The 21,022-nt window shown below is 47.4% G+C and carries 13 protein-coding genes; 11 read left to right on the top strand and 2 right to left on the bottom strand.

From position 1 onward, the window contains the following. Nucleotides 1–35 precede the first annotated feature (35 nt). Nucleotides 36–6,728, top strand: coding sequence for a glycoside hydrolase family 3 N-terminal domain-containing protein (locus J2Z65_RS23085; RefSeq protein WP_240159467.1), 6,693 nt, complete (start codon nucleotides 36–38; stop codon nucleotides 6,726–6,728). A gap of 74 nt (nucleotides 6,729–6,802) precedes the next feature. Here J2Z65_RS23085 and J2Z65_RS23080 read toward each other — a convergent pair whose 3' ends face one another. Then, the gene (locus tag J2Z65_RS23080; protein WP_167052451.1) at nucleotides 6,803–7,684 is read right to left on the bottom strand and encodes a phosphotransferase family protein; all 882 of its coding nucleotides are present in this window, start codon (nucleotides 7,682–7,684) and stop codon (nucleotides 6,803–6,805) included. A 213-nt stretch (nucleotides 7,685–7,897) separates the two neighbouring features. Here J2Z65_RS23080 and J2Z65_RS23075 point away from each other — a divergent pair, with 213 nt between their 5' ends. The 8 genes from J2Z65_RS23075 (at nucleotide 7,898) to J2Z65_RS23040 (ending at nucleotide 18,160) form a co-directional block, all read left to right on the top strand. Then, nucleotides 7,898–9,076 carry an MFS transporter gene (locus J2Z65_RS23075; protein WP_167052453.1) on the top strand — a complete coding sequence of 393 codons (1,179 nt, stop codon included), beginning with the start codon at nucleotides 7,898–7,900 and terminating at the stop codon, nucleotides 9,074–9,076. A gap of 150 nt (nucleotides 9,077–9,226) precedes the next feature. Then, nucleotides 9,227–11,032 (top strand): sensor histidine kinase, encoded by a 1,806-nt coding sequence (locus J2Z65_RS23070; RefSeq protein WP_167052455.1) that lies wholly within the window; start codon nucleotides 9,227–9,229, stop codon nucleotides 11,030–11,032. Next, nucleotides 11,010–12,194, top strand: coding sequence for a response regulator transcription factor (locus J2Z65_RS23065; protein WP_167052457.1), 1,185 nt, complete (start codon nucleotides 11,010–11,012; stop codon nucleotides 12,192–12,194). Before J2Z65_RS23070 ends, J2Z65_RS23065 begins: the two co-directional genes overlap by 23 nt. A gap of 240 nt (nucleotides 12,195–12,434) precedes the next feature. Beyond that, complete coding sequence (locus J2Z65_RS23060; protein ID WP_167052459.1) at nucleotides 12,435–13,925, top strand: DUF5605 domain-containing protein; 1,491 nt, start codon at nucleotides 12,435–12,437, stop codon at nucleotides 13,923–13,925. A gap of 11 nt (nucleotides 13,926–13,936) precedes the next feature. Continuing rightward, entirely contained in the window at nucleotides 13,937–15,232 is a 1,296-nt protein-coding gene (locus J2Z65_RS23055; protein WP_167052461.1) for an ABC transporter substrate-binding protein, read from the top strand. Between the two features lie 100 nt (nucleotides 15,233–15,332). Next, the gene (locus J2Z65_RS23050; protein WP_167052463.1) at nucleotides 15,333–16,208 is read left to right on the top strand and encodes a carbohydrate ABC transporter permease; all 876 of its coding nucleotides are present in this window, start codon (nucleotides 15,333–15,335) and stop codon (nucleotides 16,206–16,208) included. Nucleotides 16,209–16,234: 26 nt separating this feature from the next. Continuing rightward, entirely contained in the window at nucleotides 16,235–17,071 is an 837-nt protein-coding gene (locus tag J2Z65_RS23045; protein WP_167052465.1) for a carbohydrate ABC transporter permease, read from the top strand. Nucleotides 17,072–17,254: 183 nt separating this feature from the next. Then, nucleotides 17,255–18,160: a phosphotransferase gene (locus J2Z65_RS23040; RefSeq protein ID WP_167052467.1), complete on the top strand. Its 906-nt coding sequence runs from the start codon at nucleotides 17,255–17,257 to the stop codon at nucleotides 18,158–18,160. Here J2Z65_RS23040 and J2Z65_RS23035 read toward each other — a convergent pair. After that, entirely contained in the window at nucleotides 18,139–19,044 is a 906-nt protein-coding gene (locus J2Z65_RS23035; protein ID WP_167052469.1) for a LysR family transcriptional regulator, read from the bottom strand. The two genes, J2Z65_RS23040 and J2Z65_RS23035, sit on opposite strands and share 22 nt — an antisense overlap. Before the next feature lie 132 nt (nucleotides 19,045–19,176). Here J2Z65_RS23035 and J2Z65_RS23030 point away from each other — a divergent pair, with 132 nt between their 5' ends. Both J2Z65_RS23030 and J2Z65_RS23025 read left to right on the top strand, forming a co-directional pair. Beyond that, the gene (locus J2Z65_RS23030) at nucleotides 19,177–19,845 is read left to right on the top strand and encodes an O-methyltransferase (RefSeq protein WP_167052471.1); all 669 of its coding nucleotides are present in this window, start codon (nucleotides 19,177–19,179) and stop codon (nucleotides 19,843–19,845) included. Nucleotides 19,846–19,943: 98 nt separating this feature from the next. Then, entirely contained in the window at nucleotides 19,944–20,843 is a 900-nt protein-coding gene (locus tag J2Z65_RS23025) for a DMT family transporter (RefSeq protein WP_167052473.1), read from the top strand. The last annotated feature ends 179 nt before the right edge of the window (nucleotides 20,844–21,022 follow it).

Raw genomic sequence — 21,022 nt, 5'->3', positions numbered from 1 at the left:
CTTTATGAGCTTTATGACTATAGAGGAGGAAATACATGAGCATGTGGAAACGAAAGTTATCCTTATTGTCGGCTGGTATTATGATCAGCTCATCATTATCTAGCTTTACGGCGTTCGCAAATAACGACTCGCCGGCTTCGGCGGAACTTGCCGCTTATTGGAACAGCTCCAAACCGGTTGAGGAGCGGGTCGCGGATTTGCTCTCCCGGATGTCACTTGACGAAAAGGTCGGTCAAATGGTTCAGGCCGAGCGGGCATCGGTTACACCGGATGATGTGCAGAAATATTATTTGGGCTCTGTGCTAAGCGGTGGCGGCTCTTTCCCGGGTGGCAAACAATCGGACAGCACACGCGAGAAGTGGGCTTCCCTCGTTGACGCTTACCAGGCCGGGGCGCTATCCACGCCTCTTGGCATCCCGATCCTATATGGCGTCGATGCCATTCACGGGAACAGCAACCTGCTTGGCGCAACGCTTTTTCCGCACAATATCGGATTAGGCGCAACGCGGGACACGGCTCTGGTCGAGCAAATCGGAACTGCCGCCGCCCAAGAAATCAAAGCGGCCGGAACGAATTGGGCGTTCTCGCCGACGATTGCCGATCCGCAAAACATCATGTGGGGCCGAACGTACGAAGGATTCGGCGATCAACAGGAGCTTGTCGGCGAGATGGGCGCCGCTTTCATCCGTGGGATGCAAGGTGAGACAAGAGGCAAGTTGAAAAACACCGATCGTGTCGTAGCCACGGCCAAGCATTTCTTCGGCGAAGGCTTGACGGAAGGCGGGGTGAATCAGGGCAATGTGACCGGGATGACGGAAGAGCAGGTTACCGCTTTGGATTTGCCGATATACAAAGCGGCAATTGATGCCGGTGCACGTACGGTCATGGCATCCTACAGCAGCATTCAAGGGCTGAAGATGCATGCCAACAAGCGGTTGTTGACGGATGTCTTGAAAGGAACGGGCGTAGGCCAGCTGGGCTTCACCGGCTTTGTCATTTCCGACTATAATGCTGTTCAGCAGATTACGAAAGATTGGGACGGCAATGCGGTCAGCGGATTAAAGAACCAGATTCGCGTTGCGGTTAACGCGGGTGTTGATATGATGATGATGCCTACGGACTGGAAAAATACGATTGTGAACTTGAAAGCGCTGGTGAACGAAGGCGGCATTACAGGGACTCGCATCGATGATGCGGTTACCCGCATTCTGCGTGTGAAGTTCGAGTCGGGCGTATTTGAACACCCAATGACGGACAGCAGTCTCGCTGGAACGTTCGGCTCCGCCGACCACCGTGCGTTAGCTCGCAAGGCGGTTAGCGAATCGCTAGTCCTGCTCAAAAACGATAAGTTAGGCGGTTCGCCGATTCTGTCGCAGCTGTCAGGGATGAAGAAAATCTTCGTAGCAGGTAAAAGTGCGACCGATATCGGCCTGCAATCCGGTGGTTGGTCCATCACCTGGCAGGGAGCGAAGGGCAATATCACGACGGGAACGACGATTCTGCAGGGGATTCAGGAAGTGGTTGGCAGCACGAAGAGCGTCACCTACAACAAGCACGGCCGTGGGGCGGTAGGCAACGATGTCGCGATCGTGTTCGTCGGCGAGGCGCCTTATGCTGAAAGTAACGGCGACGGATTGAATAAGCTGCAGTTGGACTCGGAAGATTTGATGACACTCGATAATGTCAAGGCTTCCGGCGTGCCGACGATTGCCGTTCTTGTCTCCGGACGTCCTATGATGATCGGCGATCGTTTGAACGATTGGGCAGGGCTAGTAGAAGCTTGGCTGCCGGGCACGGAAGGGCAGGGGGTAGCCGATGTTCTATTCGGCAATAAGGACTTTACGGGCAAATTGCCGGTTCGTTGGCCTTACTATACGGAAGCTTATACCAATCCAGTAGCGGGACAATCCAATCTGGATCCCAAATATGTGTTGTTTAATTACGGATATGGGCTTGCGAAAGCAGAACAAACACCTGTATTGCCTGTTATGCCGGAGAAACCAGGGCAAAAAGATCCGTATGTGAAAGTGGAAGCAGAGAACTACACCGCGAAGTCGGATGGTTTAAAAGCGGAGAGCACTTCTGACGCCGGCGGCGGACAGGATATCGGCTACACAAGCGCCGGTGCCTGGCTCGAATATATGATCAACGTTCCGAAGGCGGGAACTTATGACGTGGACTTCCGTTACGCAGGAGGAGAAGCCACCATTACGGACTCCGGCATTCAGATGCTGAACGCAGCCGGCGCAACGCTTGGAGAACTGACGGGAGTGGGCTACACAGGCGGTTGGCAGAGCTGGAAGACAGCAACGGTCAAAGGGGTCAATCTTACGGCCGGTGTTCAAAAGGTGAAGCTGCAGTTTATGAAAGGAGGCTTGAACTTCAACTGGTTCGGCTCCACCGGATTTAGTCCGGCCCCCGTTCAGCCTGGGAATAACGGCGGTAGCGCCATTTCGCCCCAAGCCCCCGTTGCGGGAGGCCAAGGCGCAGTGCAAAGCTGGCTTTCCAGCGAACGCAACTCCCAAAGCCAAGCGTGGTATTATACGCCGCAGTGGAAGCCAGGCGACGAGACGAAGCAGTTGACTCCGCAGGCAAGTCTTGACCTGACTACCGTCGGTAACGACGTTTACGCGACAACGATCAATATCGATCCGAATAAACAGTACCAGACGATGACCGGAATGGGATCATCTATGGAGGAGTCAACGATTTTTAATATTACGAAGATGTCTGATGCCAAACAAAATGAGCTGTTGACCAAGCTCGTGAGTCCGATAGCCGGAATCGGCATGAGCATGACCCGGGTTACGATCGGGACGGCCGATTTCACATCTCGTCAATTTTATTCGTACGACGACATGCCGGCAGGTCAAACGGATCCATCGCTCACTCATTTCTCGATTCAAAAAGATATCGACTACGGCATTATCCCGGTGCTGAAGAAGATTGTGGCGATTAATCCGGACATGAAGTTTTTTGCATCGCCATGGAGTCCTCCAGGTTGGATGAAAACAACGGACAGCATGATCAAAGGCTCTGTGAAAAACGAATATTTGCCGGTTTTGGCCGATTACTATGTGAAATTCATTCAAGCGTACAAAGCACAAGGCATCAACATTTCGGCGATGACTCTGCAAAATGAGCCGCTGCTGGAAATCGAATATCCAAGCACCAAAATGCCTTGGCAGCAGGAAGCCGAGCTTAGCAAGCTGCTGCATCAGAAGCTGGCGGCTGCCGGCCTTGATGTGAAAATCTGGATTTTCGATCACAACTTTAGCGACACGATGAATTATCCGGCTCCGCTGCTGGCTGATGCTGCTAACCGGGATGCCGTTGACGGGACAGCTTTCCATGATTATGGCGGCGATCCTTCCATGATGTCGCAGCTGCACGACCTGTATCCGGGCGAAAACATATATCTCACGGAACGGGCGATTTGGGGAACTGCGGGCGCAGACCGAATGGCGCAGTATTTCCGAAACTGGGCGAAGAGCTACAATTCCTGGGTGATTATGCTCGATAGCGACATCGCCACGCATCAATGGGTCGGCACACCGGATCCGACGATGGTCATTCAGGATTCCAGCAATCCGAACAACTATTGGCTGACACCGGAATATTACATGCTGGGCAACTATTCGAAGTTCGTCAAACCGGACTATATCCGCATTGACAGCACGTATGGCTCTAAGGATCACGTAACGAACGTTTCCTTCATGAGCCCTGACAAGAAAACGATTGTTTCCATCGTTGTCAATCAAACGGATACCGTGCAAACCTTTAAGCTTGTAAGCGACGGCACTCAAGTGGCAGCGCAAATTCCAGCAAAGTCAGCAGTGACGTATAAATGGAACCGAATCGTTTTGGAACAGAAAGAGCCGGTCGTTATGACGATTGCTCCGGATTCACTTCCTTATAATGTTGATAAAAAAGACATCAGCCTTACGGTCACCGGTTTGACGTACGGGACGAAACTGGGAGCCATTACGCTCGGATCTGAAGCGGCTTCCATGGGAATTACATTGGGGACCGTCACCTATGTCGGAGCGGCGCAAGCAGGCGTTCAATTGAGGTGGGACAGCACGAAGCCGTATTACATCAATACACCTTTGACAGTTACGGCAGCTACCTATTCGGGCGCAGGGGCCGGACAGACCTTGACGGGTAGCATCAAGCTGACCGGAACAGGCCATAAAACAGCAGCAACTGACATTTTGCCAGGACCGGTAACCGCTAATGATTATTACCAGTTATCAGGAGTAGCCATTAGCGGAGCTGACACAGCCAATGCCAAATTGACCGGCATTAACGTGAACGATTGGGCGCAATTCAAGATTAAGGCGCCTTTCTCTGGCAAATATGCCGTGACCCTGAAAGTTGTTTCCCCGAACGGCGGCGGATTCCTGCTGCAAAATGAAAACGGCGATACACTCGGCTCTTATGTAATTCCGGGATTGTCTGGATCCACGGCAGCGGTTGGCGCACGCCTATCCGTTCAACTGCCTGCCGGAGAACAATTCCTTCGTATTCAGGGCAACAGCGGGGCCTTTGATTTGCAAAACATCGCTTTTGAACCTGTTGCCGCTCAAGCAGCGGGCAGTGACGGTGTGATCCGGGTAGAAGCCGAAAGCTTCGCTGCGGCAGGTCAGCAGGTCATTCAATACGGCAGCGGTATGAACAACCTGGGGTATACGACGGCTGGAACGAACTTCGATTATGTAATTGATGTGCCGCAGAACGGCTACTACAAATTACGTCTGCGTTATGCAACGCCGCAAAACGGTGTTTCCGCTTCCGTGTTGTCGAATGGAACGACTCTAGGAACTGCCGTTTTAGCATCCACAGGAGGCTGGGGAACTTATCAAGAAGCTTCCGTCGTCGTCAAGCTGAATGCAGGCGTTCAAACGCTCCGCCTCGTGGATACAGGAGATGGTTTCAACTTTGACTCCTTCTCGCTTGAGCCGGGCACACCTGAAGTTGTGCTTGTGAAAGCGAAGGCTCCTATGGTGAGCGCCACTGCCAAGTTAGTGACACTCACGACCGATGTTGAAGGCGCAACGATTCGTTATACGACCGACGGCACACTGCCGACAAAAGACAGCGCAATTTATGCGGCGCCAATTGCCGTTACGACAGCGAATGTCATTCGGGCCATTACGACCAAAGACGGTATGATTGATAGTTATGTCACCTTCTTTGCAACTCCTGGCGCTTACGTAGCGGTATCGGGCATTAGCTTAGATCCGGCTGCGCATTCGTTAAAAGTAGGTTCATCAGATATCTTGAAGGTTAAATTCCAACCGGAATTCGTTAGCAATGATGAAGTTACATGGTCCTCAAGCGATCCGGCGGTTGCTTCCGTTGACAATGCCGGCAAAGTTACAGGTGTGGCAGAAGGAACGGCAACCGTCAAGGCTACGACAGCTGACGGAGGCAAGGAAGCTGAAGCAATCATTACAGTGACGAAGTCTCAGGAAACGGGAGGAGAAGGTGGAAGTGGAGGCGGAGGCGGTTCGAGAACAGATTCCGGCTTACCTGGCACATCCAACACTCCAAGCGTGCCTAGCACACCAACAGGACCTGTGATTTCGGGTAAAATAACCGTACAGCCATCTGTAAATACGAATGGCGTTGCAGCGGTCACGGTGAAGTCGGAGGACATCCAATCTGCCCTGAAAACGTCAGGTGATCAACTTTCCATTTTGGTGAAAGCAGGCACTGACGCGAAGCAGGTGAAAGTCGATATTCCGGCAAAAGAGATCGTGGCAAGCAGCGGCCTGAAGACCATCCGTGTAGAAACAGGTCTTGCCACTGTATCGGTTCGCCCGGAGCTAGTTACCAAAAACGGTGGCAACGCGGCATCCATGATTCAGCTTTCCGTTACAGCTGTTGACACAGCGAGGCTTCCAGCAAGCGTGCAGGAGCGGTTAAACGGTAATGCTGTCTATGATTTCAGCCTGAGTATCGATGGCAACAAAATTAGCAATTTTAACGGCAGTGCTGTGCAAGTCGGCATCCCGTACACAATGAAGGCGGGAGACAAGTCAGGCAGCATCATCGTATATTACATCAACGCTTCAGGCCAGATCGAAGTCGTGAAGAACGGCAAGTACAATGCGGCAACTGGCCAGGTTGAATTCATAGCCAACCACTTTAGCCAATATGCGGCCGCTTATGTCAAGACGGCATTCACAGATACGGCTCAAACCGCATGGGCGGAAGAGAGTATTCAAGCTCTAGCCGCAAGAGGCGCGATCAACGGAATAGGCAACGGTCTGTTCAATCCGAACGGCGATGTAACCCGCGCAGCCTTCATTAAGATGCTGATCGACACCTTTGATCTGTCGGATGTGAAAGCAACTGCTGCCTTCACGGACGTTCAAGAGGGAGAATGGTACACGAACGCAATTGCCAGTGCACAGAAGCTTGGCATCGTACAAGGCAAAGAGGACGGCTCATTCGGCGTGAACGATCCTATAAGCCGTGAGGATATGGCAGTGATGGTTTATCGGGTTATCCGGCAGTTGAATTTGACGCTCGCATCTGGCAGCCATTCCGCACCGTTTAAAGATCAGGCGCAGATCGCAGATTATGCGAAGGCGGAAGTCGAGGCCATTCAAGCTGCGGGAATTGTGGGTGGCATGGAGGATGGAAGATTTGCACCCAAAGACCGTGCATCCAGAGCGCAGGCCGCAACGATCATTTTCAGGCTCTTTTTAATGAATTAGTAAGCAAGACTGTTTCCCGGTAATGAACTGGGAAGCAGTCTTTTTGCATGTGTCCCAGGATCGGAAACTCCGGCCTAATGCATTTGAAAAATGACGCCTCTTATTTTGGATATGGCATCTTCAATTTCGGAGGTATCATGTTTAAGAGCGTGCAATAATCCACCTAATTCACGCAGTTCTAGATGTCTTTGGACCCTATGTTCAATCGTAGAATCTTCTGGAAATGCGTGTTTATACTCACTTAGCAGTTGATTATAAAAGTCATTACCCAGATAATGTTGTGTTGCCAAATCTTTGGCAGGGTCGCCAATCACCATATGACTAAAGTCGATAATTCCCGTTATCCTTGTGCATGAATCATCGACCAAAATATTTTCATACCACAAATCTCCATGGCACAAAACGAAACGGTGAGAAAAGAACGTATGATCCTCCAAGGCTTCCTCCCACCAGCTAGCTAGTTTCTGGAGCTCTTTTACAGTTAAAGCCCGGGTTAATATTTCTAAAGTTTCTTCACGTAATCTCTGAATGAATTCTTTATTATTTGATTCTTGTGGACAATGGTTGACTAAGGGGCGGATAGGTATTTGATGTAAATGAATGATAAATGCAGCAAGTTGTTTGGCGATAACTTTTAGATTTTGGGAAGTGAGCAAATCCGGATGAAGAGGGGTCCCCTTCAATTTTTTATAACTCATGATTCCTGAAGGATGGATAGACGGATCGTGCATACATGAAAGAGGCAGCGGTATCTCAATTTCTAGGCATTCACGGATCTGAGGTAATATCTTAAACTCGATTGTATATTTTTGGGCGCATTCTACGGTTTTAGCAATCCGAAAGATCATTCCGTCTTTCCGTTCAATAACGAGACTTTCGAATCCACTTCCTAACATTTCGATATCTTTCTTATCCACATGCAATATTCGTAATGCCGCATCGAGCAAACCAGTCATACTTACTCCTCCTCCCTTTGTGTAATAGTTTACCACTATGAATGGGTAGAAGGTGATATAATGATTGTGCCATTGGGAAATAGAGGATCATAGTTCCCACTCGAGCAAGCAGGAGGATACGACGTCGGTCATGCTTTTGAATAGAGGAATTCAAATAGCCGTGATCGAATTTTAATGGCGTGGTTATCAGATTTGTGAAGGCGGCTGAAAGAAATGCGTATTAGTGGTCAAATGAAGCGATTGCTGCTCATGAATGCAGCATCAACGGTCATATTTAACTACATTGGTATTTTCGTCAATTTATTTATTTGGGAGAAGAACAACAATATCTCCGAGGTGGTTTGGTTCAATCTCATCATGTTCATTACGTGGACATTTGCATTTGCGATTGGTTCTAGACTGCTAACCAGCTACACGACGCGTGTCTTGATTCGTACGAATGCGTTCTGCGGCGGAGTCGTTTTCCTGCTTTTGTCGGTCCTGGAGCTGGATAATCGACTGCTATGGATTACCATTATTGCCATTCCCATCGGCATCATGTGGGGATTTTATGCTGCAGCCCAGAATATTACGTTGAGCGTGTATGGAAAAGGGAAGGATTTCGAGCAATATTTCTCGATCGCCAACATTATCAATCAGCTCGTCTCCATCATTAATCCGATCGCTTTCGCGCTCATTATCAAATGGATTGGCTATTCAGGCTCCTTTTTATTGATGTTTTTGTTTGTGGCTTTGCTGCTGACCGTTTCGTTCTATATTCCGTCGATTACCCTTGCCGGCGAGTCGGAGCGATTATTTCAGGGCATACAATTTCGGCACGTTTTTTCCACCAGTGGTTTGCGATGGATGGTTCCGTCTCTATTGGCAGCAGGTATATTTTTGCAGTTCCAAGTGTTGTTTGCATTAGTATTTACCTTTTCAGTGTCGGAAGACAAATTGGTCATTGCAATGCTTAATGTGCTTTATGCCTGCTTCGCCATCGGGGCTATGATGTTATATAGAAGGTTAAAGATACGGGAGGGGATCTGGCTCGCCATCGGGATGATTTTTGTTTCGGTCGGCATTCTTCTGCCGCTGCTGCCTAAAGCGCCCATACTCATCATTTCCAATATTTTAACGACAATCGGCATGTTCTATTTTGGCACGGTTTGGAACACAAGGCAGTTCAGAATTATTACGAAGCAAACAGCCATACAGCAAGCTCGTATATTCTTGTGGCGGGAATGCTTTTTGAATGCGTCCAGAATACTTTTGCTTATACTGGCTTTATCGGTAAAGGAGATTCGTGGAGGAGCGTTTATTATTTTGATATTGCTGGCGCTTGTCTGCGCATTAGTGGTCCCGTATTTCTCTGGCAAAAGCACGGAAGCTTTCGAGCGGCAGTCGGAGTAAGCCCTATTCAAAAAAGGGCTTTTTTTAGTAGATGAGAAAGTATAAGTTTTTTACTTTTGCTTCGCTTCTACCTTGACAAACGCGCTCGTCCTAAAAGGACGACGAAGTTGTTTATCCTTGCATCAAGAAGAATAAAGATGAGGTGTTGTGATGTCGAGATGGAGAAACATCCGGTTTCAGACAAAATTGTTCGTCATGTTCCTTCTTCTCAGCATTATCCCGTCTCTGCTTATTGGCATAACCGCATACCAAAAATCGGCCGTCATGCTTCATGATCAAACGGAACGGGATTTGAACGTCATTCTTGCTCAGCTGAATACATCAATCGAACGTCAAATTAATGACTTCGACCGCTTTTCTATGCTGCCCTATTTTATACCAGAAACGTTTAGCTTTTTGAATAAGCCATATATGACGCCCGACCGTTGGGGGGCGGCTGAAAGAGATGCCCAAAAGACGTTAATACGTTTAATGAGCGCATACCCGTCGATTAATTCCTCGATTAAGGGATTAATGGTATATGGAATGAACGGTTCGGAGAACGGTTATCTCGTCAGTGGTAACCCCACGATCAATCCAGAAAATCAAGAACGGGAATCAGCATGGTACAAACAGGTGATGGAGAAAAAAGGAGGCTTCGTCGTAACGGGAATCAAAGAAATCAGGCAATTCAAAGATCCTTTCAATGCCATCATCGTCTCTCGATTGATTCTGGATGAAGACTCTCAACCGCTTGCTGTCATTGCATTTTATGTACTTCCGGATTTCATCACGCATATCGTTAATTCTCTGGAACTCAAAGATGTGCAAGTAACCGTGATGGATCAAGAGCGGAACCTGATCTATACATCGGATGAAAAGCTGGCAGAGCGGTTTCGCTCTATCGGTGTCAATCAGCAGAGCGGAGCCTGGGAAACGAAAGTTTCAGCGGATACAAACGGAAAAACGTTTAGCGGAGTATACCTGCAAAGCAAATATTTAGGCTGGAAAGTATATATGGGTGTGAACCGCGATGAAATGCTACAAGGCAGCCGGGCCATTCGTAATTACACGTTTGCAATTGCCATTGTCATGGGCTTTGCGGCAGCAGCGGTATCGTGGCTGTTATCCAGAGGGCTCTCCAAGCCGATTTCCAAGCTGATTCGCTCCATGCGGGAAGTGGAACGGGGCAAATTCTCGGTTCCGGGTTCGCTGGACCGCGGGGACGAAATCGGTCAACTGCAGAATAGCTACGGGAGAATGGTGCTGCGCTTGGACGAGTTAATTCAATCGATTGAAGAAAAGGAACGGCAAAAAAGGAACTCGGAGCTATATGCGCTTCGAGCCCGGATCCAGCCCCACTTTTTGTATAATACGTTAAACTCAATAAGGATGCTTGCCATTCTTCAGCAATCGAATCATATAGCGAAGCTCATTCATTCACTGAATAAGCTGCTGCATGCGAATATGAAGTTAGATGCGGAACTGGTCTCCTTAAAGGACGAGATCAAGCTGTTGAAAGATTATGCCTGCTTGATGGATTTGAGATATACGAATGTGTTTGAGATGGACTGGCACATTGAGGGTAACATTCAGAACGCGGCAGTGCCGCCTATGCTTCTCCAGCCATTACTGGAAAATGCGATTTTCCATGGCGCGAGCGGTCTGGAAAGGATGCTGCATGTTACCGTGTCTGCCAAGCTCAGGGAAAGCGACCATACGTTAATCATTGAGATTTGCGACGATGGCATAGGTTTTCAGGGTGAATCCCTGAAGCAATTGGATGAACATCCAAGCTATGAAGACTCATCGCATATAGGGCTGCGCAATGTCCGGGATCGAATCCGCCTTCGCTTCGGCGATGAGTACGGATTGACAGTGGTACGTATGGAAGGGTTTACGCATGTCCTTATAAATTTGCCGTACCAGCCTGTTGGAAAGGAGGGGTTCGAGGATGTGGAATATGCTCGTAGTTGAAGATGAATCCATTGTCCGGGTGGGGCTCCGTTATATGGTGAACTGGGAGAGTCTAGGCGTGTTCTGGAAAGCAGAAGCCTCGAACGGAGAAGAAGCACTGAGAGTCATGGAAACTGGCGAGATTCATTTCGTTGTAACGGATATACGAATGCCCGGAATGGATGGCCTGGAGCTTGCCAGACAAATTAAACTGCGTTATCCCCTCGTTCAAATTATTTTTCTAAGCAGTTATGATGATTTCTCATATGCTAAGGAAGCGATTCGTCTTGGAGCCATCGATTTTTTGCATAAGCCGACTATGGATGAAGATGAAATTGCAGAAGTACTTCGTAAGACTGTATCTACATTAGAGGAGACCGTACAAACTGCCAAACCGCCATATGTAACGGAAGATGATAGAAATCAATATTTGCTGTCACTTTTAGACGTATATACATTTCCTCAAAGTCCGCTGATAAGCGAATTTGAGACTTACGACGATAAGCAAGGTTATTGGTTGACGGTCATTCGTAAAAGAGGGGATGCAATGACAGATGCTTCCGATGCGGAGCATTTGCGGTTTTTGTCACTTCAATATATGGTCGACGAAATCGTCACGAAAGATTGGGGAGGCGTTGTTTTTCACCGCCACTACCGTGAAATCATTTGGATTGCGCCGGCGTCACCGCGTGCTGCAGCAATCAAAGAGGTAGAGAAAAACAAATATTTGGAATCGGTTAGGCAGAAATTACTTCATTTGTTGAGTGTGTCTATCGTTTATTCTATAAGCTCGCCCTATGAGCATATTACTGATCTGCCCAAAGCTTATATGGAGTCGCTGCTTCGACTTCCGGTTAATGAACAGAGTGACAATCTAATAGTCCGGATGGCCAAGGAAATGGTTGATAGGTGTTTACTGGAGGATATTACGTTAATAAAAGTTGCAGCAGATATTCACGTAAGTTCAGGCTACTTAAGCCGGGTATTTCTGAAGGAAGTTGGCGAAAATTTCAGCGATTACGTGATACGCAACAAGCTGGAGTATGCCCAAAAACTGCTTCGTCAAACGAATAAGAAAGTCTATGAAATTGCTGCTGATATCGGTTATATGAATCCGCACTATTTCAGTAAATTGTTCAAAGAACGTTTCGGCATTCCCCCTCTGGAATATAGGAATCAATGATAAAAACATCCCCTATTGCTTTGCGGAGTACGCGCGATAGGGATTTTTATTGTTTACATATAGCTGTAAGCAAAAAAACATAGGAAATGTCAAAAACCATCTATTTAACAAATACCTATCACCGTTTTCTGAAAATAAAGCGACATATTTGAAAAGTAAAGTGCAGTTCCGGCTACTACTGAGAGTCGTCCGACAACCTTACAATAAGAAGTAAGAAAAAGACGAAAGGACTTGACTCTCATGACGCAACAGCTGAAAAATGTTTTTGAAACAGAACAGTGGGGAAGATTCGAATTTCGATGCAAAGGCCCAGAGATGATGGGCAACCCCTTCACGGAAGTGCGCTTTGCTGCGCGATTCGAATCTGGGGAACGGATGGTAGAAGTTGATGGCTTTTATGACGGCGATGGTGAATATTGCGTACGCTTCATGCCGGATACTTTGGGTAAGTGGACTTTTGAAACCGTTAGCAATAGGACAGAATTACAGGGGATCTCAGGTCGTTTGAACTGTGTGGAACCGGCACAGGGCAACCATGGTCCGGTCAGAGTAGATAACACCTATCATTTTGCCTATGCGGATGGCACTCCGTATCAACCCTTCGGTACAACATGCTATGTATGGAATCATCAAGGAGAGCATCTGGAGGAGCAAACGCTCGCCAGCTTGCGCCAATCTCCATTCAATAAAATACGTATGTGTGTGTTTCCGAAGCATTATGATTACAACCTGAATGAACCGGAATTATATCCTTTTGAAGGTTCCTTGGATGACGGTTGGAACTTCAATACATTTGAACCTGCCTTTTGGCAGCATCTGGAGCAGCGTATTCAACAGCTGCAAGATCTCGGAATTGAAGCGGATCTTATTTTATTTCACCCTTATGACCGCTGGGGATTTTCCCGAATGAGCCCGGAGACGGACGATTTGTACTTGCAATATGCCATTGCCAGACTGTCTTCCTTTCGAAATATTTGGTGGTCGCTTGCCAACGAGTTTGACTTGATGCGCGAGAAATCGATGAGCGATTGGGATCGGTTCTTCCAGATTATTCAAGATCGTGACGCCTATCAGCACTTGCGCTCCATTCACAATTGGCACAATCCGGAGATTCATTACAGAAGCAATGAGCATTGGTACGACCATAACAAACCATGGGTTACACATGTCAGCATTCAGCACCATGATTTGAACTTTGTGCCCGAATGGCGTGAACAGTACGGTAAACCGATTGTCGTTGACGAATGCCGGTATGAAGGTAACTTGAATCATGGCTGGGGTAATATTACGGCGGAAGCTATGACAGAATGCTTCTGGAAAGGGATGGCTTTCGGCGGCTATGTGACACACGGAGAAACTTATGTACATCCTGACAACATCATATGGTGGTCGCATGGAGGGGAGCTTCACGGACAAAGCCCGGACCGTATTCAGTTTCTGCGGAATCTGATGAAGGACATGCCTCAACTCGGAGCAACCCCGATCAATTTCAAGTGGGATGCCGCTGCCGGAGGGATAGATCAACAGTTCTATCTGGTGTACTTTGGGCAGAGTCGTCCAGCGTTTCGAACGTTTAATCTTCCTGAAGGAAAGAGGTTCGAAATTTCGTTGATCGATACGTGGAATATGACGGTGTCGCAGCTGGATGGAGAATTTGAAGGAGACTGCCGTGTTGATCTGCCGGCTGTGCCTTACCTGGCTTTAATATTCAAGAAAATAGAATCCATTTAGGGGGATAATAGATGAAAAAAGCAGCTTCCTTATTGATGAGTGCCATGCTTATTGGCGGTATCATGGCTGGGTGCAGTTCAGGCAATGGCAGCGGTGAGACAGCTTCGACAACTGCAAACAGCGGTCAAAAGACGACGCAAAAGGTCAGTATCACTCTCTGGACACTGGATACCGGCTGGGAATGGATTCAAAATGCGGTAGATGACTTCAAAAAGGAAAATCCTAATATTGATGTGCAAGTCAGCAAATATTCCGTCGATCCTATCAAGGAAAATTTAAAGCTGGCGGCCAATTCCAAGACGCTGCCGGATATGTGGTTCACCTGGGGCGGAACACTCGGTTCCTTCTATCCCGAGAACGGCCTAACACTTGATTTGAGTCAAATCGCGAAAGATCATAAATATGCGGAAGTCTACAACAAAGCAGCATTAGACATGTCCACTTACGGCGGTAAATTGTCCGGGATTCCGATCCATTTGAATGTCCTCGGCATGTGGTATCCGAAGAGCGTTTACGACAAAGCTAAACTTACGCCGCCTACAAAGTTCGCTGACTTCGAGGCACAGCTGCAAACATTAAAGGGAAGCGGCGTTACCCCGTTGTCGTTCGGGAGCAAGGGCGGTTGGCATACAATGCGTTTGACCGAAGCACTTCTTGAGCATTTCGCCGGTCCGGAGCTCCATGATAAATTAAGCAATCTGACGGCATCCTGGAACGATCCAGCTGTTGTCAAAACGTTCGAGAAACTCAAGGAATATACGGATAAAGGCTACTTCCCGAAAGGTTATGTGTCACTTGATCCTCAGGAAGCAGACTCCGTCTTTTACCAGCAAAAAGCCGGTTTAATCAATGAAGGCACATGGTTTGACCGAAATATTAACAGCAATGGGTTTGATGCGAACCAGTTTGGTGTGTTCAAATTCCCGAGCGAACAAAAGCCGGTAAGACCATCGGTATTTGCTGAAATGTTTCAAATCAATGGATCGTCGGAAAAAGCGAAGCAGGATGCTGCAGTGAAACTGGGGGAATATTTGACCAGCGTTAATGTCGTGAATAAATACATCGAAAATTATGGCTCACCAGCTACGCTCAATACGAAATTATCAGAGAAGACGCCTCACTTAAAAGAGATGTTAGACAGCGCGAATGAAGGGGCTTTCTTAATCATGGATCAAGCTCTTCCGCAGCAAGTGATTCAGAAAGTATTTGAAGCGCAGGATCATATCGCTCTCGGGGAGTGGACCCCTCAGCAGGCTGCTCAAGAAATCGATAAAGCGGCTTCAGATTATAAAAGCAAGAAGAAGTAAAGGATGAGCTTCATCCATTGAGCTTAATAAACATAGAAGGACTTGGCCGGAGCGATCAATCCATTTGATCGCTCCAGCCGCTTCCGAAAGGAGGACTACGATGGGATACAGAGTCATGAAACCATGGCTGTTTCTGCTGCCAGCGTTAATCATTTATTTAACTGTCATTTTCGTGCCGTCTCTATATACACTATTTCTTAGCTTTTTTAGTTGGAATGGGGTTGCGCCGCATAAGGATTTTGTCGGCTTGGATAATTATATCGATTTATTCACGAAGGATACCGTATTTCCAAGAGCTTTGAAAAACAATCTGCAGTGGATGTTCGGTTCCCTGGTCATAACATTGAGCTTTGGATTATCGCTTGCGCTGCTACTAAATAAAAAAATAAAGGGACGAACCTTCTTCCGGGCTATCTTCTATTTTCCATATGTACTCTCCGGTGTCGTAGTCGCTACGGTGTGGGCTTGGATATATAATCCTACGCAAGGATTTATTAATAGAGTATTAGAGGCGATTGGGCTTGAGAGCTGGACACATGCTTGGTTAGCTGAGCCGAAGATTGCTTTGTACGCCGTATTTATTGCGGCTTTGTGGCAAGGAGTGGGGCAGCCTATGGTACTGTTCTTGGCAGGGTTGTCTACAATTTCGCAAGAACCCTATGAAGCGGCTATTATCGATGGAGCCAAGCCATACCAATCATTCTTCTATATCACTATCCCGATGTTGCAGGAAACATTCGTGATTGTAATCGCAACGACCATGATTGCGGCCATGAAAGTATATGATATTATCTACGCGATGACTGGCGGGGGACCTGCGGAAAGTACGCAAGTGCTATCTTCTTGGATGTACTACCAGACATTCAAATTTGCAAATATTGGGATAGGATCGGCTATTTCATGGTTCCTCGTGTTTGTCGTTATGATTGTTATTATTCCGTACGTGTACTATACAACGAAGAAATCCCATTTATAATAGGCGGAAGGACGGTGATCTAAAAGATGAATGAAACAGGTGTTCACCCGGTTTCCGGCGTGTTGAAATATGCGGCTTTAATCGTATTGGCTATTCTTTTCTTGATTCCGATTGTGTTTATCGCTTTCACCTCTCTCAAATCGAATGCTGATTTGATGAGCCACCCCGTCTACTCATTGCCGCAGAAAGTTCATTGGGACAACTTTTTAAAAGCGTGGAATCAAGGCAGAATGAGCATGTATATGAAAAATACGGTCATCATTTGTTTGATTAAAGTGCCGTTAGGTATCTTAATCGAGGCTTTGGCGGCTTTTGCGCTGACCAGAATGAATTTCAAATGGGGAAACTCGATGTTTACCTTATTCCTAGTAGGTATGATGATTCCGATGCAGGCAACGCTTGTACCGCTGAATATTTTTCTGAACAAAACCCATTTGGTCAGCACATACCCGGGGATCATTCTAGTTTATGTAGGCTTCGGCATTCCATTTGGTATTCTGATCCTTAGAGGTTTTTTTAGAACGATTCCCAAAGAGTTGGACGAGGCGGCTTTGATTGACGGTTGCGGGGATATGGGCAAATTTTTCAGGGTTATTATTCCGTTAGCCATGCCTGCGATCGCGACTCTTGTCATCTTTGACTTTATGGCCACGTGGAATGAGTTTTTGCTCGCTCAAATCTTTATTACGAAAGATAGTATGAAAACGATTACAACAGGACTGCTAGCGTTTCGTGGAGAGCATATGACAGACTATACGCTTTTGAATGCAGCTGTTCTAATTTCGATAATTCCTATTTTTGCGGTCTACCTGACGTTCCAGAAGTATTTTGTAAATGGTTTAGCAGGATCAGTTAAAGGATGATTCATACATGCCGGGAAGCCTTGATCTGACAAGGTTTCTGGGCATTTTTTTGGTATCGATAGCGCTCAAAAAAGCCGGATTATTCAGCTATACATATTATTTACTGAGATAAAAGAGGGGAATCATTGGTACACTGATGTTAACTGACTGTGTAATCTTTATAATGTGGGAGGATGTTTCCAAGTGAACCAAGTAAACGAGTTAGAGATCAACTTAACGCTAGTGAAACGTTTGATCTCTGCGCAATTTCCACAATGGGCGGATCTTCCGATTGAGCCGGTCATTTCCGCCGGAACGGACAATGCGATCTATCGGCTCGGCGAGGAGATGGCCGTGCGATTGCCACGCGCTGAATGGGCAATTGAGCAAGTGGAGAAGGAGCAGCGGTGGCTGCCTGGATTGGCTCCGCTGCTGCCGATCCCCATCCCAGTTCCGTTGGCGCTGGGGATGCCCGCTGATGGATATCCCTGGCACTGGTCTGTGTATCGCTGGCTCGGAGGCGAGAATGCAACCGTCAGGCGGGTTGAAGATGAAGGCCATGCAGCGACTGCGCTCGCTCAATTCATAACCGCCATGCAGCGGATCGATTCCGCCGGAGGGCCGGCCCCCGGGCCGCACAACTCTGGGCGTGGCGTGCCTCTGGCTGCGCGCGATGCCTCCGTTCGTGCTGCCATCACAACGCTTCACAGCATTGTGGACGCCGACGCAGCAACCGCTGTGTGGGAGGCCGCTTTGCAGGCACCAGTGTGGCACGGCAAGCCGGTCTGGCTTCACGGTGATCTCCATCCGGGAAACGTGCTGGTCGAACAAGGCAGGCTCAGTGCTGTCATCGACTTCGGAACCTTGGGCGTAGGTGATCCCGCATGCGACTTGATGGTCGCGTGGACGCTTCTCACCGCACAAGGACGTAATCTCTTCCGCGCAGCTCTGCCGATCGATGATGCGACTTGGTTGCGAGGCGGCGGATGGGCACTGTCCTTCGGGCTAATCGCTCTCGCCTACTACTTAGATACAAACCCTGTACTAGCGGGGATTTCCCGGCGCGCAATCGATGAAGTGCTTGCCGATTACAAGAATGATTTGTTATAAGGATTTTGCCGGATCATCTGGATAAAATTTCTCGTGGAAGCGGGTAAGATTTCATTTTTCCGTGTGCAAATGGCGATTGTATTTTTTAGATGGATTCCTTCGACATAAACGCGGGACAGCTCTCCACGTTCAACATATTCACGCACAACCAAGGATGAGACGAAGGTTGCCCCATATCCGGCAATAACAGCAGTAATAGCTTCGTGCAATCCGTTAAACTGCAGTGAAATGGTGGGAACGGAGGAATTGTATGTGCGGCATAAGGATAACAATCTCTCCCGCGTTGAACTGCCTTCCTCACGCATGACAAAAGGTTCTTTCATCATTTCGGACAGAGGAACTTGCTGATTCGCATATTTGTGATTGGGAGCAACGACAAACCATAACTCGTCCTGAAACAATTCTTCCGTCAGAACGGTATCCGGATATGTCTCTGCGATCCCCCCGTAAATCGCGATATCAACCTCTACCTGTAAGAGTTGTTGCAGGGCATCATTTGAGTTAGTTGTGGTAATGATCATTTCGACTTGGTCATATTGCTGCTTAAATTTTGCTATCCAAGTGGGTATGAGGAAGTGAGCGGGCAAATAGGTTGCGGCTAATCGAATAGATCCGTTCGTACCGTTGCGGTAATTGTGAGCGAATTGTTCGATTTGCTGTTCAACTGCGAAAAGTCTTTTTGCAAGTAAAGCAAGTTCTTCGCCGGCATCCGTTAGCGCGATTCCTCTTCCTAATGGTTTAAGCAGCGGGAGCATCAATTCTTTCTCGAATTTTTTTATTTGAGCAGTTATCGCTGGCTGGCTTATATTTAATAATTCTGAAGCGCGCGTCACACTTCCGGTAGTTGCAATCGAATGAAATAAACGCAATGCATGTAAATTCATCTTCATTACTCCCTTTGCTTTGTATTCATATATTATAAGTATAAATACACTGAAAATATATATTATTATTATGATTATAACTGGCTTACAATGGAGCTAGAAGGTAAGTAGCAAAGAGGAGGAATGAGAAGAATGAATCAAACGAGCACATGGGAAAAAGTGGACCAGTATATTACGGAACGTCTAGTTCCCTATGACGCAGTGCTGGAAAATGTGTTGTTAGCAAATCAACAAGCAAAGCTGCCCGCGTACGATGTTACACCCAATCAAGGTAAGTTATTGAACTTATTAGCTCAACTGCAAGGTGCCAAACGAATCCTGGAGATCGGGACATTGGGGGGGTACAGTACAATATGGCTGGCGAGAGCACTGCCTTCCGGCGGGCAATTAGTGACATTGGAGCTCGACCCGGTTCATGCCCGTGTGGCGACGGCGAATATATCCCTTGCTCAGTTGAGTGACCGTGTAGAGGTCCGAGTAGGAGATGCATTGGATCAATTGGCTCAGATGGACGATGAAGGCGTGGAACCTTTTGATTTGATATTTATTGATGCCGACAAACCTAATAATCCCAACTATTTAAAATGGGCACTTCATTTTTCTCATCCGGGGACTGTCATTATTGGGGATAATGTCATTCGTGAAGGCGAGGTCATCAATGAGAACAGTCAAGATCCCCGTGTTCAGGGTGTAAGACAGTTTTACGATCTGTTGGCTGAGGAACCGAAGATTGATGCAACGGCCATTCAGACTGTTGGGAGTAAAGGTTATGATGGTTTTGTATTGGGGATTGTAAAATAGTGTTTTTGGGTGTTGCCAAATAATGCTTTTGAGAGGAATTGAAGGCATCCTAGCGAATATCTTTTATATACGATTTAGAAATTAAGGAGACTTCAGAGATGCCAGACCGCAATGTTTTATGGAAACTTTGGGGGGTGTCGCTGCTATGGGGCTGCAATTATGTTGCCAGCGCTTATTTGCTGCGGGACTTCTCACCTATTTTTTTATCTTTCGCACGATTAGTTGTCATGTCCCTATTTTTAATTTCGGTAGCTGTTATCAATAAATCGATGAGACGGCCAACCGCTCGGGAGTGGGGGTTGCTGCTGTTCGCAGGGATATTTGGTACACTGTTCAACCAGCTGTTCTATTTTACAGGACTTCAGTATTCGACAGCGGGCAACGCAGCGCTCATTATTGCGCTTTCACCTATTGCTACTACAATGCTGTCTCGCATGTTTCTGAAAGAAGAAGTTACTTGGCTGAAACTCACGGGCTCCATTGTTGCTCTCCTGGGAGTTGTGTGCATTGTTCTATATGGAGGGAAATCGCTCGGCATTTCAAAAGGCGATGTGTACCTGCTGTTGGCGATGCTGGGCATGTCGATCAGCCTGCTGTTCATTCGCAAGCTGACAAACGGCATGACCTCTTATGAGGTGACAATTTATTCAACGGTTATCGGGACAATTCTGATGTCGCCAGCGGTGGCGGTTGAAGCGCTTCAAGGGCATTTTCATGGGAGCCATCAATTGCTGACTTGGCTGCTGCTTATCAGTGTAGCAGTAATCGGACAAGGCTTGGCGGGCTTCTGGTGGAACCAAGGCATCGCTGTTGTAGGGCCGTCCACAAGCGCGATGTTTATGAATATACCGCCATTTATCGCAATTATCGTAAGTTTTTTCCTCCTGGGCGATCCGATTCGGGCAGCTCAAATAGGCGGAGGGATTTTGATCCTGGTTGGTGTCATGATAGCCAACATGAAGCGCCGCCAGCCGCGGGAGGCAAGTGCAAGTATATGAGAAAGTTGAACAAGGAGGTGCTTAGGCACCTCCTTGTTGTTTGTCTCGCAGACTCATGCAATGAGAATACTATTTCTTGGGAAATATTGCGTAAAACGAAATTCGTTGGAGTAAACAGATTTCGACACTCCCGTTTCGACTGTAATTGCAATTATATGAATCTAGAATACTATTAATAG

Source organism: Paenibacillus aceris, from assembly GCF_017874035.1.
Classification (GTDB): Bacteria; Bacillota; Bacilli; order Paenibacillales; family NBRC-103111; genus Paenibacillus_E; species Paenibacillus_E aceris.
This window is presented reverse-complemented; position numbering and strand designations above follow the sequence as displayed.